Annotated in this window: 16 protein-coding genes and 1 pseudogene; 9 read left to right on the forward strand and 8 right to left on the reverse strand. The window is 62.4% G+C overall.

What is annotated here, in order from left to right:
* Both BGN91_RS01240 and BGN91_RS01245 read left to right on the forward strand, forming a co-directional pair.
* Positions 1-779 (forward strand): annotated as a pseudogene (locus BGN91_RS01240) (ATPase); the annotation flags it as partial.
* A gap of 100 nt (positions 780-879) precedes the next feature.
* A complete protein-coding gene (locus BGN91_RS01245) occupies positions 880-1,458 on the forward strand; it encodes a peroxidase-related enzyme (protein WP_292610149.1) in 579 nt (192 codons plus the stop codon).
* A gap of 2 nt (positions 1,459-1,460) precedes the next feature.
* Here the strand turns inward: BGN91_RS01245 and BGN91_RS01250 are convergent, their stop codons facing one another.
* Positions 1,461-2,087, reverse strand: coding sequence for a ParB-like protein (locus BGN91_RS01250; RefSeq protein WP_292610150.1), 627 nt, complete (start codon positions 2,085-2,087; stop codon positions 1,461-1,463).
* 212 nt (positions 2,088-2,299) lie between these two features.
* Here BGN91_RS01250 and BGN91_RS01255 point away from each other — a divergent pair, with 212 nt between their 5' ends.
* The 6 genes from BGN91_RS01255 to BGN91_RS01280 all read left to right on the forward strand — a co-directional run bounded on the left by BGN91_RS01255 (position 2,300) and on the right by BGN91_RS01280 (position 7,097).
* A complete protein-coding gene (locus BGN91_RS01255) occupies positions 2,300-2,584 on the forward strand; it encodes a hypothetical protein (protein ID WP_292610151.1) in 285 nt (94 codons plus the stop codon).
* A 248-nt stretch (positions 2,585-2,832) separates the two neighbouring features.
* Positions 2,833-3,114, forward strand: coding sequence for an acyl carrier protein (locus tag BGN91_RS01260; protein ID WP_011510017.1), 282 nt, complete (start codon positions 2,833-2,835; stop codon positions 3,112-3,114).
* Positions 3,115-3,124: 10 nt separating this feature from the next.
* Complete coding sequence (locus BGN91_RS01265) at positions 3,125-3,598, forward strand: 3-hydroxyacyl-ACP dehydratase FabZ family protein (protein WP_292610152.1); 474 nt, start codon at positions 3,125-3,127, stop codon at positions 3,596-3,598.
* Positions 3,591-4,796, forward strand: a complete 1,206-nt coding sequence (locus BGN91_RS01270; protein ID WP_292610153.1) for a beta-ketoacyl-ACP synthase — start codon at positions 3,591-3,593, stop codon at positions 4,794-4,796. Before BGN91_RS01265 ends, BGN91_RS01270 begins: the two co-directional genes overlap by 8 nt.
* A 24-nt stretch (positions 4,797-4,820) precedes the next feature.
* Positions 4,821-6,101 (forward strand): beta-ketoacyl-ACP synthase, encoded by a 1,281-nt coding sequence (locus tag BGN91_RS01275; protein ID WP_292610154.1) that lies wholly within the window; start codon positions 4,821-4,823, stop codon positions 6,099-6,101.
* Positions 6,102-6,164: 63 nt separating this feature from the next.
* The gene (locus BGN91_RS01280; RefSeq protein ID WP_292610155.1) at positions 6,165-7,097 is read left to right on the forward strand and encodes a lipid A biosynthesis lauroyl acyltransferase; all 933 of its coding nucleotides are present in this window, start codon (positions 6,165-6,167) and stop codon (positions 7,095-7,097) included.
* A gap of 55 nt (positions 7,098-7,152) precedes the next feature.
* On the opposite strand, the gene BGN91_RS01285 is transcribed toward BGN91_RS01280, so the two are convergent.
* From BGN91_RS01285 to BGN91_RS01315, 7 genes are all read right to left on the reverse strand, one after another.
* Positions 7,153-8,286, reverse strand: a complete 1,134-nt coding sequence (locus tag BGN91_RS01285; protein ID WP_292610156.1) for a polyamine ABC transporter substrate-binding protein — start codon at positions 8,284-8,286, stop codon at positions 7,153-7,155.
* A gap of 12 nt (positions 8,287-8,298) precedes the next feature.
* Positions 8,299-9,453: an aminotransferase gene (locus BGN91_RS01290; protein ID WP_292610157.1), complete on the reverse strand. Its 1,155-nt coding sequence runs from the start codon at positions 9,451-9,453 to the stop codon at positions 8,299-8,301.
* A gap of 15 nt (positions 9,454-9,468) precedes the next feature.
* Entirely contained in the window at positions 9,469-9,837 is a 369-nt protein-coding gene (locus tag BGN91_RS01295) for a rhodanese-like domain-containing protein (protein WP_292610158.1), read from the reverse strand.
* Positions 9,838-9,911: 74 nt separating this feature from the next.
* Positions 9,912-11,837, reverse strand: coding sequence for a potassium transporter Kup (locus BGN91_RS01300; RefSeq protein WP_292610159.1), 1,926 nt, complete (start codon positions 11,835-11,837; stop codon positions 9,912-9,914).
* 128 nt (positions 11,838-11,965) lie between these two features.
* Positions 11,966-13,870 carry a potassium transporter Kup gene (locus BGN91_RS01305; protein ID WP_292610160.1) on the reverse strand — a complete coding sequence of 635 codons (1,905 nt, stop codon included), beginning with the start codon at positions 13,868-13,870 and terminating at the stop codon, positions 11,966-11,968.
* A gap of 144 nt (positions 13,871-14,014) precedes the next feature.
* Positions 14,015-14,845 carry a flagellar motor protein MotB gene (locus BGN91_RS01310; RefSeq protein ID WP_292610161.1) on the reverse strand — a complete coding sequence of 277 codons (831 nt, stop codon included), beginning with the start codon at positions 14,843-14,845 and terminating at the stop codon, positions 14,015-14,017.
* A gap of 67 nt (positions 14,846-14,912) precedes the next feature.
* Positions 14,913-15,686, reverse strand: a complete 774-nt coding sequence (locus tag BGN91_RS01315) for a MotA/TolQ/ExbB proton channel family protein (protein WP_292610162.1) — start codon at positions 15,684-15,686, stop codon at positions 14,913-14,915.
* A gap of 605 nt (positions 15,687-16,291) precedes the next feature.
* Between BGN91_RS01315 and BGN91_RS01320 the strand changes: the two genes are divergently transcribed.
* Positions 16,292-17,212: MFS transporter (locus BGN91_RS01320; RefSeq protein WP_292610163.1), on the forward strand; the 921-nt coding region annotated here is incomplete at its 3' end.

The following is a 17,212-nucleotide window of genomic DNA, read 5'->3' on the forward strand; positions in this document are numbered from 1 at the left end:
CGAACGTCGGCGGCGATACCATGGCCGAGGTCGTCAGCCTGTTGTTCCGCCTGCCCGCCAACGGCAAGCCGATGACCATCATGCAGCTTGCGGGCTTTCCCGCGGAGGTCGTCGACTCCGTCGTGTCGGTCCTCTGCCGCATGGCGTTCGACTTTGGCCTGTGGAGCGACGGCGTCTCGCCGCTGCTGTTCGTCTGCGAGGAAGCCCACCGCTATGCGTCGGCCGACCGCAGCATCGGCTTCGGCCCGACGCGCAAGGCGATTTCCCGCATCGCCAAGGAAGGCCGCAAGTACGGCGTCTATCTCGGCCTCGTGACGCAGCGTCCGGCCGAACTCGACGCCACCATCATTTCCCAATGCAACACGCTGTTCACGATGCGGCTCGCCAACGAGCGCGACCAGGCGCTGCTGCGTTCGGCGGTCTCGGATGCGGCGGCCAACCTGCTCTCGTTCGTGCCGTCACTCGGAACCCGCGAAGTGCTGGCCTTCGGCGAAGGCGTCGCGCTCCCTACCCGGCTGCGCTTCAAGGAAGTTCCGGCGCATCAGTTGCCGCGCAGCGAGGCGACGATTTCGACCGTGCCGTCGAGCAACCCCGGCCATGACGCGCAGTTCGTCGACGCCGTTCTGGAACGCTGGCGGGGCGCGACCTCGCATCGCGACGCTCCCAACGACATCGTCTCCACGGAAAAGCCGGCACGCATGCTGGACGCGCCGATGCTGCAGCCGTCGCTCGGCCTCGATCCCGACCGTTTCACGCTCCTGAAAAGGCCGTTGCGGTAGCAGGTTCGCGCTTCCCGAATGGAGCAGGATGCGGGCTTCCGCTTTCAGGCCAGCCGGCGGTCCCTTATGATCTGCATGTGGATCGCACAGGACGGACCCGATGACGTCGCCAGCCGCCGGACGTTTCCCGATACCCGATCTCGCCACGCTGCCTGACGACGTTCGCGCGCGGATTCTGGCGGTGCAGGAGAAGTCCGGCTTCGTTCCCAACGTCTTCCTGACGCTGGCCTATCGCCCCGACGAATTTCGCGCATTTTTCGCCTATCACGATGCGCTCATGGACAAGGATGGCGGGCTGACAAAAGCCGAGCGCGAAATGATCGTGGTCGCCACCAGCATCGCCAATCAATGTCAGTACTGCGTCGTGGCTCACGGCGCGATCCTTCGCATCCGCGCCAGGAATCCGCAGATCGCCGACCAGATCGCGGCGAACTATCGCAAGGCCGATATCACACCACGTCAGAAAGCGATGCTCGATTTCGCGCTGAAGGTCAGCGCCGAAGCGCACAAGGTCAGCGACGCGGACTTTGCGAGCCTTGCCGAACACGGCTTCACGAACGACGACGTCTGGGACATCGCCGCCATCGCCGCGTTTTTCGCGCTGTCGAACCGGATGGCGAACGTCACCGACATGCGCCCCAACGACGAGTTTTATCTGATGGGACGGCTGGCGAAGTGACGTCAGTCATCCGACGCCGGTCCGCACCATCCAGGCAGATAGACCGCTTCCGCGCTCTTCGCCAGCGCCAGCGCCTTCTCCATTGCCTTGGCAAAATCGGCTTCGACGCTCTTGCGTGACAGTCTTCGCCGTAAATAGTCGGCCCAGAGAAATTCGCTGAACGGAGTGGTATCCTTGGCATAGCCGCCGGCCCGACGCAGCTCGCCGGCAAGGCTGCGGAAAGGATCGTCTTTCAGATCGGCGATCGATTTCGGAATATCCCTGTAATGACGGCGCTCTCCCTTCGCATCGTAGGGATAGACCCATCGGCGGTTATCGAGCACAACCCAGAACGCATCTCGATCGACCATCGTCAGATCGGCAATAACGGTGACAAGGATGTCCTTCACTCCCTCGTCGTGAAGGGCCCGAGCGAGGTGATGATGATCGACGACGTAATGGCGCCGATCGGGTCCGAGCACCACCGGAATCATATGCTCGCCTAGCAGTTTCGCCTGTTTTTCCTTTGATTTGTGAGCGCGCCAGCGCTGGCGTTTTTCCTTCACCTCGCGCATTCCGACCGTCATCTGAGTCGGACGAAGCGACAGGATCGGGATCGGCTGCAGAACAGGTTCGCGGGTATTCGTCATGATCGGCGCTCCGGACCTGCAAAACCGACGTTCGGTTATGGCATGCTACCGCTGACTTCAAAATTGTCGAATTGATCGGGCATCGGCGACGATCCGACCCGCAAAGACCGCAAAGCCTCGCACCTATACACAGCCCACCCGTGATGACGACTTTCTGAGTGTATATCGCGCGCAATGTGCTAAAATTACAGTGGATCCTGCGGAGTTGCCCGATGGGAAAACAGCGGCCCAAAATGTCGGAGGGCGAGCACGTCGTGCTCCAGTTCCGGCCGCGCCACCCTGCAGGACTGCCCGACCGGCGGCCGCCGGCGACGCCCGCCGACCCTGTCCACGACCTTGTCCCGCGCAATCAACCTCCTGATGAGCAGCCGGACGACTTCCGCCACCGGATGCTCGCAAATGCGGCTGCGTTCGCCTTCACGATTGCATTGACCGCCGTGGGACTGTGGCTGGCCATGAGCATCGCCGCCTGGCGCCTATTGGAGACTTTGCCCTGACGAAGCCTTCGGGGATTGCGCACCTCATGCAACGCCCGCAAGATCGGCAAAGCAGGAATCAGACCACTGGAAAGCACCCTGATTCGGCTGCGGAATACGGCTTCGCGAGTGGCCCGCGCCATTGAACTCGGGACAGCGCTCCGATATATGGGCACTCGACTCCGCGCGATGGGCTGGCCGTTGCGGAGCCGGCGTCGCCGTCGAACGCCAATGCGACATTTATCTCCAAATATATCAAAGGCTTAAAGATGTCTTCCACATTCGATCGGGTCGCTACCATCATCGCAGAAACCTGCGACATTCCCCGCGATACGATCACCCCCGAGAGCCACGCCATTGATGATCTGGGGATCGACAGCCTTGATTTCCTCGACATCGCATTCGCAATCGACAAGGCGTTCGGGATCAAGTTGCCGCTGGAGAAGTGGACGCAGGAGGTCAACGACGGCAAGGCGACGACCGAGCAATACTTCGTCCTGAAAAATCTCAGCGCGCGCATCGACGAGCTGGTCGCCGCCAAGGGCGCGTAATCGCGCGGCCATGGATCTCGCATATTTTCACCTGATCGACCGCATTACCGACCTCGATATCGGTGAGAAAACGATCGCGGTTGAGGCTCAGGTGCCTCGGCAAAGCACGATCTTCGAGGGGCATTTTCCCGGATATCCGCTGATGCCGGGCGTTCTGTTGATCGAGTCGATGGCGCAGGCATCGGGCTGGTTGCTGATCGCGTTGATGAAGTTCGAGCGCATGCCGTTTCTTGCCGCGGTCAAGGAAGCCAAGATGCGAAGGTTTGTAACTCCCGGCGAACTCCTGAGCGTTACGGCAAGTCTGGTTCACGACGGGTCCGGCTACGCCGTGACCCAGGCCAAAGTCAGCGTCGACGGCAAACCGCGATGCAACGCGACGATCACGTTCGGCGTCGCCGCCTTTCCGAACGCGGATTTGCGCGGGCACATGGAGGCGATGGCCAAGCGTATCGGATTCCCGCAACAGATGATCGCGCATGACTGAGACATCATCGCGTTCAAAGCCGATCGAAGCCTGGATCACCGGCATCGGCCTCGCCACGTCGCTCGGCGAGGGCCTCGATGCGCATTGGGAGGCGCTGAACCAGCGCCGCATCAACGCCGACGAAAAGAGCTTCGCGCCTTATGTCGTTCATCCGCTGGCGCCGGTCAGCTTCGACGCGCAGATTCCGAAAAAGGGCGACCAGCGCCAGATGGAAGCCTGGCAGCGCATTGGAACGTACGCGGCCGGACTGGCGCTCGATTCCGCCGGCGTCAAAGGCAACACGGATATCCTGTCACGAATGGACATGATCGTCGCCGCCGGCGGCGGCGAACGCGACCTCGTTGTCGACGCCGGAATTCTCAACGCCGAGGCCAAGGGCAACGCCGCGCCCGGCTTTCTCAACGAGCGGCTGATGAACGAGCTGAGGCCGACGCTCTTTTTGGCGCAACTGTCCAACCTTCTCGCCGGCAACATCGCCATCGTCCACGGCGTGACCGGCTCGTCGCGCACATTCATGGGCGAAGAAGCCGCCGGCTTCGACGCGGTTCGCATCGCGCTGGCTCGGATCGCTGCCGGCCAGAGCGACATCGCGCTGGTCGGCGCAGCCCATAATGGCGAGCGCAAGGACCTGCTCCTCCTCTACGAATTCGGCGACTTCAACCTGAAAGAAAAATTCGCACCGGTCTGGACGCGCGAGCAGAGCAGCGGGTTCGCGCTCGGATCCGGCGGCGCTTTCCTGGTGATCGAATCCCGCGCCCATGCCGAGGCTCGCGGCGCGAAGCCGTTCGCGCGCCTGACCAGCATCGTCGCCGACCATGCACGGCGCAAACGCCCGGGCGAGGTCACATCAACGCTGGAATCGTTGTGGTCGAAGCTCGGCAGCCGCGCCGAGGCCACCGCGATCATTACCGGCGCCACCGGCGCCGAGCCGGTGACCTCCGAAGAACGCGCCTTCCTTCGCGCCCATCCCGACATCCCGGTCCGCGCGACCGGAACGATGTTCGGTCACGCCCTGGAGGCGCAGTTTCCACTCGGGCTCGCCGTCGCCGCGTTGTCGCTGTCGCGCGGGGCGCTGTTCGCGCCGGACGATTCATCGGATCAGGAGATTGAAATGTCAGAACCTCCGGCCCAGATTGTCGTGATCGGAGCCGGTCACTGGCGCGGCGAAGGCATGGCGCTGGTCGAAGCGATCCGCTGAACCGGCTAATTCGACGAGGGGACCATGACCGCAATGCGCGACAAATCCGGCAGACCCGTCGTCGTCGTCACCGGCATGGGCGTCGTAACGTCGCTGGGCTCCGGCAAGACCGACAACTGGGCCAGACTTTGCGCAGGCGAATCCGGCATCAGGACCATCACGCGCTTCCCGACCGAAGGCCTCAGGACCACGATGGCCGGCACCATCGATTTCATCCCGGTCGAGCCGTTCTCGTCGACCGACCTCTCCGAGCGGCTCGCGAACATCGCGACCGAGGAGGCCGTCGCGCAGGCGGGCATCGGCAGCGCCGGCGATTTTCCAGGCCCGCTGTTTCTCGCGGTCGCTCCGGTCGAACTCGAATGGCCGCAGCGTCACGAACTCGGCCGCGTCATCGGTTCGGACACCGAGATCGACTACGATCAGATACTGCGGGTCAGCGGCGGCGGCGCGTTCAAGAAGTATCACCGCCGCTTCCTGTTCGGCTCCGTCGCCGATCATCTCGCCGAAACCTTCGGCACCAAAGGCTCGCCCATCTCGCTTTCGACGGCCTGCGCATCGGGGGCAACCGCGATCCAGCTCGGCATCGAAGCGATCCGCCGCGGCGAGGCCGACGCCGCGCTGTGCGTCGCGACCGACGGCTCGGTCAATCCCGAAGCGCTGATCCGGTTTTCGCTGCTGTCGGCGCTATCGACCCACAACGATCCTCCGCACGCCGCGGTACGGCCGTTCGCCAAAAACCGCGACGGCTTCGTGATGGCCGAGGGCGCGGGCGCGCTGGTTCTCGAAAGCTACGAGGCCGCGGTCGCGCGCGGCGCGAAAATCCTCGGCGTCATGGCGGGATGCGGCGAACTGGCCGACTCCTTCCACCGCACGCGATCGAGTCCGGACGGCAAGCCGATCATCGGATGCGTCCGCAATGCGCTGACGGATGCCGGCGTGACCATCGAGCAGATCGACTACATCAACGCGCACGGCACCGGCACGCCGGAAAACGACAAGATGGAATATCTCGGCATCTCGTCCGTGTTCGGCGAGCGCGCCAAGCAGATTCCGGTCTCATCGAACAAATCCATGGTCGGCCACACCCTCTCGGCAGCGGGAGCCGTCGAAGCGGTGTTTTCGCTCCTGACGCTCGAACACCAGCGCATTCCTCCCACCATCAACTATGACGTGCCGGACCCGGCGATCCCGTTCGATGTCGTGCCCAACGCGGCCCGCGATGCGTGCGTCACCACGGTGATGTCGAACTCGTTCGGCTTCGGCGGCCAGAACGCGTCGCTGATCCTGACGCGCGAACCGGTCTGACGGCGAGGTGTCGACGCGCCGGAGAAGCCGACCGATGTGCGGCACAATCACTGTCCGCCCCTGATGCGCCGCCTCCTGCTTCGAACCCGCGCGCGGCTGCGCGACGCGATCAAACCCGTAGGCGCGGTCACGATCGGCGCGCTGACGGTCGCCCTGTTGCGCACGACGCGCTATTTCGACCCGATCAAGACGGCGAACCTGTTCGGTCGCATCACGCAGAAGATCGGACCGATGCTACGCGAGCAGAAGATCGGTCGCGCCAACCTCAGCGCGGCGTTTCCCGACAAGTCGCCGGAGGAGATCGAAAAGATTCTTGCAGGGGTGTGGGACAACCTCGGCCGCATCGGCGCGGAGTTCGCCCATCTCGATCGCATCTGGGATCTTGATCCCGACCGCCTTGGAAACGGCCGCATCGAAATCGAACCGAAGAGCCGGAAGCTATTTGAACGGCTGCGCGACGACGGCAAGCCGGCGCTGATCTTCGCAAGCCATCTCGGCAACTGGGAACTTCCGGCCGTCGCCGCCGTCGCGCACGGACTCGATGCGGCGGTGCTGTATCGCAGGCCGAACATCGCATCGGCCGATCGCGTGATCGAGCAGATGCGCTCCGTCAACATGGGAACGCTGATCCCGGCCGGCCGCGACGCGCCGTTTAAACTGGCCAACGCCCTGCAAAGCGGCCAGCACGTCGCCATGCTGGTCGATCAGTACCTGACCAACGGCGTCGACGTCACGTTCTTCGGACGCAAGACCAAGGCCAATCCGATGCTGGCGCGACTGTTGCGACAGATCGAATGCCCGATCCACGGCGTGCGGATCATCCGCCTGCCCGGCCATCGCTTCCGCGCCGAACTGTCTGAGGAGATCGCTCCGGTGCGCGATGCCAACGGCGACATCGACGTGCAAGGCACGATGCAGGCGATCACCTCGGTGATCGAAGGCTGGGTCCGCGAATATCCGGATCAATGGCTGTGGCTGCACCGCCGCTGGCGGTAGAGCGTCTCGCACTCGAACGAAAACTCTCGGGCTATACGACCCGCCGTAGCTCTTTTCACCGCCCGGTTTTCACGCGGGTCCAGAGCCGGTTGATCATGCGCTGGGTCGCGGGGTTGCGCGCCGTGATGACGAACAGCCGCTTCATCGTGGCCGCGTCCGGATAAATCGTCTTGTCGTTGAAGATTTTCGGATCGATCAGCTTCTGGCTGGCCAGATTGCCGTTGGCATAGGACAGGAAATCGGAATTCTTCGCCGCCACGTCGGGCCGATAGAGATAATTGATCAGTTCATAGGCCTCGGCGACGTTCTTCGCATCCGCCGGGATCGCAAGATTGTCGAAAAACATCTGCGCGCCCTCTTTCGGAATCGCGTAACCGATCTCCACGCCGTTGTTGGTTTCCGCCGCGCGGCTCTGTGCCTGCTTGATATCGCCGGACCAGCCGACGACGAGACAGATCTCGCCGGTTGCGAGGCTGTTCAGATATTCCGAGGAATGAAATTTCCTGACAAAGGGCGTCACCTTGCTGACAAGGGCCGCTGCGCGCTCAAGATCGGCGGATGCGATGGAATTCGGGTCGAGGCCCAGATAGTTCAATGCCGCCGGCAGGATATCGTCGGCGGAATCGAGCATCTGGACGCCGCAGTCCTTGAATTTTGCGAGCTTGTCCGGATCGAAGACGATATCCCAGCTATCGATCTTGCCATCAGGCCCAAGAATGCGATGCACGGCTTTGACGTTGTAGCCGATGCCGGTCGTTCCCCACATGTAGTTCACGGCGTATCGGTTGCCCGGATCGTAGACCGCGAGCTTCGCCGTCACCGCCGACCACGCATTGGCGAGATTCGGCAGCTTCGACTTGTCGAGCTTCTGGAAAATATTCGCGCCGATCTGTCGCTGCAGGAAATAGGCGGTTGGCACCACCACGTCGTAGCCCGACTTGCCGGCGAGAAGTCTCGTCTCCAGCGTCTCGTTGGCATCGAAGGTGTCGTAGACCACCTTGATGCCGGTCTCCTTGGTGAAATCATCGAGCACGCCGGGCGCAATATAGCTCGACCAGTTGTAGAAATTCACGACCCGATCGGCCGCCTGCGCGCGCGGAGATGATAGCGCGCCGAAACCGAGCGCGAACGCAGCAGCAACCCAAAGCCATGTGTATCGATAAAGCCATGTGTGTCGATTTGGAATCATCGCTGCACCGTCCTAAAGGGCATGTACGGCGTCGGACAAACGCTCCAGCGCGCTGTCGAGCGTGGCGTCGGTCTTGGCGAAACAGAATCGCACGACCGAGGTGACTGCGTCCCGTTCGTAGAACGCCGATACCGGGATCGCCGCGACCTTGTGGTCGGCCACGATGCGCTTGCAAAACGCTTCGTCGGTTTCATTGAGGCCGAGCGGCGCGAGATCGACCGTCAGGAAATAGGTTCCTTGCGATGGCAGAACCGGAAACCCGATGTCTTCAAGCCCGCGGGTCAGGCGGTCGCGGCGTCGCGCCAGATCGCTGCGCATGGCCAGGAAAAAATCGTCCGGCTTGGCAAGGCCATGGGCGACCGCGGCCTGAAGGTTGGGCGGCGTCGTGAAGGTCAGAAACTGATGCACCTTCGCGGTCACTTTGAGCAGCGGCGGCGCGGCGCAGACGAAGCCGACCTTCCAGCCGGTCAGCGAAAATATCTTCCCGGCCGAACCGATCTTGATGGTACGCTCGCGCATGCCGGGAATCGTGATCAGCGGGATATGGTCGCGGCCGTCGAAGACGACGTGCTCCCAGACCTCGTCGCAGATCGCGACTGCATCGAATTCCTGGCAAAACCGCGCCAGCAATTCCAGGTCCTCGCGCGGATAGACCACCGCGGCCGGATTGAGCGGATTGTTGAAGACCACCGCTTTCGTCTTGCGCGTGAAGGCGGCGCGAAGCGCGTCTTCCGTCAATCGCCAGTGCGGCGGCTCCAGCCGCACCAGCCGCGGAACACCGCCGGCCTGCCTGATGATGGGAAGGTATGAGTCGTAAACCGGCTGAAAGACGATGACCTCGTCGCCGGGCTCGACCACGGCGAGGATCGCGCTGGTCAGCGCCTCCGTGCCGCCCGAGGTGACCATGACCTCGCTCACCGGATCCAGCGCCAGTCCATGCCAGTGCCGGTAATGCGTGGCGATCGCCTGGCGCAACTGCGGAATTCCCATCATCGACGGATACTGGTTGTAACCGTCGAGAACGGCCTCCGCCGCCGCGCGCCGAATGTCCTCCGGACCCGGATCGTCAGGGAAACCCTGCCCGAGATTGATCGCATCGTTGTCGCGCGCGAGCTGCGACATCGTCTCGAAGATCGTGACCGGAAGGCCTGCGAAGACCTTGTTCATCGAAGGCGTAAAATCTCAACCGCCGCTTCGCGTCGGCAGCCCTACCGCTTTCCACCCAAGAATTCCGCCGGCGAGATGCTTGTCATAGGCAAGGCCGTCAGCCTGCGCCATCATCGACGCGGTCACCGAGCGTTTGCCCGAGCGGCAGGCGAACACCACCTGCTTGCCTTGCGGATCTGGAATAGCCTTGGGATCGAAGACCGACAGGGCGACGACGGCCGCGTCGGGAAAAGCCTCCGCCGCAACCTCGTTCGGCTCGCGGACGTCCACCAGCAGATAGCGTCCCTCAGCCACGCCCTTCGAGACGTCTTCCGGCGTCAGGTCATGAACGACAAAATTCCGATCCGCCAACGCAACCTCCTCGTACTTTGCAGTCAGGCGCATGCACGCCGATTTTTCGTCCGCTCTCCGGCCGCGCAAGGTCGCCCCTTGGGCCGATAAAATCAAGCGCCACCCACCTAAATGCTGATTTGCGTCCCCACTTCGACGACCCGTCCGGTCGGAATCTGGAAGTAATCGGTCGCGTCGTTGGCCGAGCGGCTCAGCGCGAGGAACAGGCGGTCCTGCCAGAGCGGCATCGCGGAGCGTGCGGCCGGTTTGAGTGTGCGTCGCGACAGAAAGAACGAGGTCGCCATGATATCGAACTGCCAGCCGAGTTTCCGTGCGATGGCGAGCGCCTTCGGGACGTTGGGACTTTCCATGAAGCCGAAGCGCAGCGTCACGCGCGAAAACGTGGCGCTGATCTGCTCCAGCCGCACCCGGTCGCGAGGCTCGATACGCGGCGTCTGCGCGGTCTCGATGGTGAGGATGACGTTCTTCTCGTGAAGCACCTTGTAGTGTTTCAGGCTATGCATCAGCGCCGCTGGGGCAAAATCCGGGTCGCTGGTCAGAAACACCGCGGTTCCGGGAATGCGGTGCGGCGGCCGCTTTTCCAGCATCTCCACCAGATCGAGCAGCGGAAATTCAAGCTTGCGGGATTTCTCGAACAGGAGCCGGCTGCCGCGACGCCACGTATACATCAGCAGCATCACCGTGCCGCCAAGCGCCAGCGGCATCCAGCCACCCTCGAAAACCTTCAACAGATTCGCCGCGAGGAACGTGAGATCGAGCAACAGAAACGGCGCGATCAGGGCGGCGGCGGCGAGCGCCGGCCAGCGCCAGACCTTCCAGATGACGACGAATCCCATCATCGCGGTGACGACCATCGTTCCCGTGACCGAAATGCCATAGGCGGACGCCAGCGCGCTCGAGGACCGGAACAGCAGCACCAGCAGCACGACGCTGATGACGAGCATCATGTTGACGCGAGGCATGTAGATCTGTCCGGAGTGCTCTTCCGAGGTGTGACGGATTTCAAATCGCGGCAACAGTCCGAGCTGGGTCGCCTGACGCGTCAGCGAATAGGCGCCGGTGATGACGGCCTGGATCGCGATCACCGTCGCGGCGGTGGCCATGATCACGACGGGCACGAGCGACCACGCCGGAAACAGCAGAAAGAAAGGATTTTCGATCGCTTCAGGACGGGCGATCACCAGCGCGCCCTGTCCGAGATAGTTCAGCACCAGCGAGGGCAGCACGATCGCAAGCCAGGCCGCCTGAATCGGCCGTTTGCCGAAATGACCGAGATCGGCATAGAGCGCCTCGGCTCCCGTAACCGCCAGAAACACGGCGCCCAGCGTGATGAACCCGACGACGCCATGATGAAGCATGAAACCGATGGCATGGAGCGGATTGAAGGCCAGCAGAACCTCGGGATGTTTTGTCACCTGTGGAATGGCCGCCGCCGCGATCATGGCGAACCAGACGCACATCACGGGTCCGAAGAAGGCGGCGACGCGCGCCGTCCCCCGCGACTGAACCGCAAACAGCGCCAGCAGAATCACCACCGTGATCGGCACGACATAGGGATCCAGCGCCGAAGTGGTCAGCTTGATGCCTTCGATGGCCGACAGCACCGAAAGCGCCGGCGTGATCACCGCATCCCCGTAGAACAGGGCGCCGCCGATGACCCCGAGCAGCACGATGGCGGCCGCCCGCCGGCTCGCGGCGCGCTGCGCCAGCGCCATCAGCGCCAGGATACCGCCCTCGCCGTGATTGTCCGCCCGCAGCAGGATCAGGACGTATTTCAGCGTCACCACCACGATCAGTGCCCACAGGATCAGCGAGAGAACACCCAGCACAGCCTGCGGGTCGGCTCCGCTTCCCGCCGCACCGGCGGCGACGACCGCCTCGCGAAGCGCGTAAAGCGGGCTAGTGCCGATGTCACCATAGACCACCCCGATGCTGCCCAGCATCAGCGCCTTGAACCCGGCGGTTGAATGGGCGTCACCGGATTCGTTCGCCGCCGGCGTCGCCGCGGCCGAGCTTGCACTGTCGCTTGTCATGGATGAGACCCCGAGGTCCTGGACTGCATCGTGCGAAGCGACGCGGCTTATGCGTCCGTCCGCCCCGACATGCACGGCACATTTCGATCACAGCCCCCGTCTATGCGGGGAAAGGCACAAGGCGGAGGTCAGATAATCACTTGTGTTCCCACTTCCACGACCCGCCCGGTCGGAATTTGAAAGTAATCCGTCGCATCGTTGGCCGACCGGCTCAGCGCGATGAACAGGCGATCCTGCCAGAGCGGCATACCCGAATGCGCCGACGGCTTCAGCGACCGCCGCGACACGAAAAACGATGTCGCCATGATGTCGAACTGCCAGCCGAGCTTGCGCGCAATTGCCAGCGCCTTCGGAACGTTGGGCGATTCCATGAAACCGAAGCGAAGACTGACGGTCGAGAACTTCTCGCTGATCGTTTCCATGCGAACCCGGTCGCCGGGGTCGACGCGCGGCGTCTGCGTGGTTTCGATGGTGAGAATGACGTTGTGTTCGTGAAGAACCTTGTTGTGCTTGAGATTGTGCAGCAACGCGGTCGGCACGAAATTCGGATCGCTGGTCAGAAACACCGCCGTTCCCTTGACGATATGCGGCGGCCGCTTTTCAAGACTCTTGATGAGATCGAGGAGCGGCACCTCGGTGCGCCGGGTCTTCTTGACGAGGATGGCCGTGCCGCGGCGCCACGTCCATATCATCACCACCATCGTGAAGCCGAACAGAAGCGGCACCCACGCGCCATCGAGCAGTTTGAGAAGATTGGCGCTGAAAAACATCATGTCGACGACCACAAGCGGGACGACCAGAGCGGCGGCTGTCGCTGCTCGCCAGTTCCACAGCTTCCAGACAACGACAAAGCCCATGATGCCGTCGGCAACCATCGTCGTGGACACGGCGATCCCGTAGGCCGACGCGAGCCCGCTCGAGGTGCGGAACAACAGCACCAGCAGCAGCACACCGATCAGCAGCAGCAAGTTGACGCGCGGCAGGTAGATCTGGCCGGCATGGGTCTCGGAGGTGTAGCGGACCTCGAAACGCGGCAACAAGCCGAGTTGCACGGCCTGGCGAATGAGCGAATAGGCGCCGGTAATGACCGCCTGGCTCGCGATCACTGTGGCGGCCGTTGCCAGAACGACCAGCGGCAGAATCATCGGCGCCGGCGCCAGGCGATAGAAGGTGTTCTCGATCGCGTCGGGATGGGCCAGGATCAGCGCGCCCTGCCCGAAATAGTTCAGCAGCAACGCCGGCAGCACCAGACAGAACCACGCGGCTTGAATGGGCTTGCGGCCGAAATGGCCGAGGTCGGCATACAGCGCCTCGCCGCCGGTGACCGACAGAAAGACCAACCCCATGATAACGAGGCCGATCAGGCCATGGTTGAGCAGGAAGTGAATGGCGTGCCAGGGATTGACCGCCAACAGCACACTCGGATCTTCGTGGATGTGCAGGACGCCAAGGACTGCAATCGTCACGAACCATAGCGCCATGACCGGAGCGAATGCGGAAGCGACCCGCGCGGTGCCGCGACTCTGCAGCGCGAACAGCATAACCAGAATCAGCATCGTCAGCGGGACGACGTAATGGTCGAGCCCTGGCGCGGCGAGCTTCAATCCTTCGACCGCGGAGAGTACCGAGATCGCCGGCGTGATCATGGAATCGCCGATGAACATCGAGGCGCCGACCACGCCAAGCGCGAGCAGGAGCAGGCTTCTGCGCCCCAGCGCCCGCTGTCCGAGCGCCATCAGCGACAGGGTCCCGCCTTCCCCGTTGTTGTCGGCCCGCAGCAGCAGAAGAACGTACTTGGCGGTGACGACGATAAACAGCGACCACAGGATCAACGACAGGACGCCGAGCACGATTACCGGCGTCACCGTCCCCTGCTGCGCGGCGTGATTGACGGCCTCGCGGAACGCATACAATGGCGAGGTCCCGATATCGCCAAAGACCACGCCGATGCTTCCGAGCGTCAGCGGCCAAAAGGCGGTCGTCTTGGCCGAAGCCTCGCCAGTGGCTTCGGCGGGTGGATCGCTGACGGCCATGGTCTCTTGCAAACGCTCTGATGATGGTTTCGATCCGGGGCTATCGCCCACAAGCACTGGCCCGTCAATCCGAGGAATTGCATTGACAGATCGGCCAGATATGTCTCGTAGGCGATCCGCTTTCCGGTAAAAAAATACCGTGGATCAGGGCTTCAGATTCGGAGGCAACGGAGGCGCCTCGCGCATCAGGGTAATGGTCACGCGCCGGTTCGCCGCCAGCGAGGGGTCGTCCGGAAACAGAGGCATGCTGTCCGATTTGCCCGATACCGCGAAAATGTGGCTGGCCGGCAAGCCCTCTCGTTCCAGGATCTGGCGAACGACGTTGGCGCGGTCCGCAGACAGGTCGAAGCCGTCATAATCGCTGCGCGACGGCATGAAGTTCGATGAGGTGTGGCCGGTGATCGAAATCCGCAAAGGCGTCGCCTTCAGCGGAGCCGCGAGCTTCCTGATCAGCATGCGCGTCCGCTCGTAAGGCTCCTTGGAGCCGTCCGCGAACATCGATCGTCCGTCCTGGTCGACGATCTCCAGGTTGAGCCCTTCCTTGGTCTCCTCGAACATGATGTGCTTGGAGAGTTCGGTCAGCTCGGGCATGTCCTGCAGCGCCTGCCGCAGCGACGCGGACGCGAGCGCGAACTCGCGATCCGTCTCGAGGCGCGCGCCGGCGGTCTTGGAACGCTCCTGCTCGTTGGGGGTCGGAGTGGTGGAGGTTTCCTCCGGCGGAACGTGCGCGGCATTCTTCAATTTCGGCCGCGTCGGCAGGCCGTCCGATTCGACGATTCCGGAATATCGCACCTCGGTCTGAGAGCCGAAGGCATCACGCATCGAGCCGGCGACGATCTTGAGTTTTTGATTGTCCATTGTGGAGAACGCGACGAGCATCACGAAGAAGCTCATCATCAGGCCCATCAGATCGGCGAACGTGACGAACCAGCCGTGCCCTCCGCCATGCGCATCGCCGCGTTTTTTCTTGGCCATCGCCGATTCCCCGACCCACGCTTATTCCGCAAAAGCGGCTACCGGTTTTGCGATCAGAGCCATCCGATCACGCAGGAACCGGCTCGCCCTCCTCCTGGCGATGCTTCTCCGGCAGATAGGCCAGCAGCATTTCGCGCACCAGCGCCGGGCTCTTGGAATCCCGGATCATCAGGATGCCGTCGATGATCAACGTGCGATTGGTTTCCTCATCGAGCAACTTGCCGTGCAGCTTGTCCGCGATCGGAAGGCAGAACAGGTTCGCGACCAGCGCGCCGTAAAGCGTCGCCAGCAGCGCGGTCGCCATGAACGGACCGAGCTTGGAAGGATCGGTCATGTTGGCGAACATCTGCACCATGCCGATCAGCGTGCCGATCATGCCGAACGCCGGAGCGCAGTCGCCGATGGCGCGGTAGATCTTGCTTCCCTCATCGAGGTGCATGAGAAAATTGTCACGGTCGCGTTCGAGGTTGTCGCGAATGAATTCGAGATCGTAGCCGTCCGCGACGAAACGAATTCCCTTGGCGAGAAACGGCTCGTTGGTCTCGACTTTTTCGAGACCCACCGGTCCCTGCTTGCGGGCGATCTCGGCGATCCGCGCCAGTTCGTCGACAAGGTCGCGCGCCGACAGCCGGCTCATGGTGAAGGCGAACTTGGCGCCGAGCGGCAGGCCGTGGAGGATCGCGCCGAGCGGAAAGCGGATCATGGTGGCGGCGGTCGCACCACCGAAGATGATGATCATGGCGTGTTCGCTGACGAACATATGGAGATCGCCGCCCATAAAGACCATCACGGCGACTACGAGCATGCCGAAAGCAAGTCCGGCACCCGTCATGATATCCATGGGAAACTCCAACGCACGCGAACCGCCGGCCATCCTGGACAGCGGCGCGGCCCGTTCTGAGCCACGCGGCACAATCCTAACTTTGGCGCGATTAAGGACGCGTAAAGCCAGCCCGCCCGGCGGGAAGCGCCTCGGCAATCGAGCCGGCGTTCTCATTCGATCGAAGCACCGGCGCGGCCGGCAAGGCAGGCGGAAGCCGCGTTCAGAGCAGGCCGGACGGAGATGCTTCCAGGTCTTGAAACATGAACAGGATCAAAGACGTGGCATATTTCTGCATAGGCCGGCGGAAGCGAGGCGGTCCAATGCCATAGGCAAGCGTGAGCCTCCCACCATGACGCGTTTATCGGCAGCCATCGCGACCTTCAGGATAATTTCTCCGCATCCTCGCGACACCCGGCTCGAGTCCGGCCTGCAACCACCATCCGGCGGCAAGAGCGCCGTTTTCGAAAGAGCGGTGTGTCTTTCTAAAATTGATAGACGTCAACATCGCCGAGAGTTACTATGTTAACTACTTATCGTACGACTCCGAGAGCCACTCCACCACGTGTAACCGGAGCGGAGCTTGGAATTTGGTGCAAGGGCGATCTCTTTGGTCAGGAGCCACCGTGAAAGATTCAGCTTTAGGGGCTAACGTGCCGGCGGCGGAGCCGTCGGGCAACCCAAAGGTTTTATGTATTTCAACCGTAGCGTTCGCGCTCGGTTTCGCGATCTGGGGAATGTTTTCCGCACTCGCCCCGTTTCTGATTAAATGGTACAGTTTCACGAGCACCCAGGTGTTGATCCTGGCTGCGATGGAGCCGCTTTTCGCGGCCGGCATCAGCATCCCGCTCGGAATCTGGACGGACAAGTTCGGCGGCCGGACGGTTTTCACGATTTTGCTGGTTTGCCTCTCCATCGTCCTGATTTTGGGGACTTTCGCCGAGAGCTACATCGCCTTCCTGTTCCTGGGAATGATGCTGGGCCTCGGAGGCGCGAGCTTCGTGGTCGGCAACGCCCATGTGTCCTCCTGGTACCCAAAATCGAAACAGGGCACGGCGCTGGGCCTCTTTGCGCTGGGTAACGTCGGAATCACGGTCGGCATGATGGCCGTCTCGTTCCTCATCACCAGCGTGCTGGACACCAGCGATCCGGACGGTTGGCGTATGATCTTCCCGATCTTCGCCATTCCGACGCTGGGAATGGCGGCAATCTACATGTTCTTCACGTCGGATCCGCCGAACCGGAAGCTGAAAAACACCTCGGTCAAGGAAATCTTCGCCGTCTACCGCTCGGGCGTCGTGGTGTGGCTCGTTCCCGCCCTTTATTGGGTGGCCTTCGGTACGCTGGTTTTCTTCGCGTCGACCATGCCCACTTATCTGGTCGATTTTTGGCACGTCGATCCGACGACAGCGGTCGCGGTCTACACGCCAATTCTGGTGGTCTGCGTGGCGGTTACAAGGCCGCTGGGCGGCTGGCTGGCTGACCGTCGGGACGTTTTCACGCTGCTGAGTTGGATGTTCGGCGCGATGTCGATCCTCGCCGTGCTG

It is taken from the genome of Nitrobacter sp. 62-13, from assembly GCF_001896955.1.
Classification (GTDB): Bacteria; Pseudomonadota; Alphaproteobacteria; order Rhizobiales; family Xanthobacteraceae; genus Nitrobacter.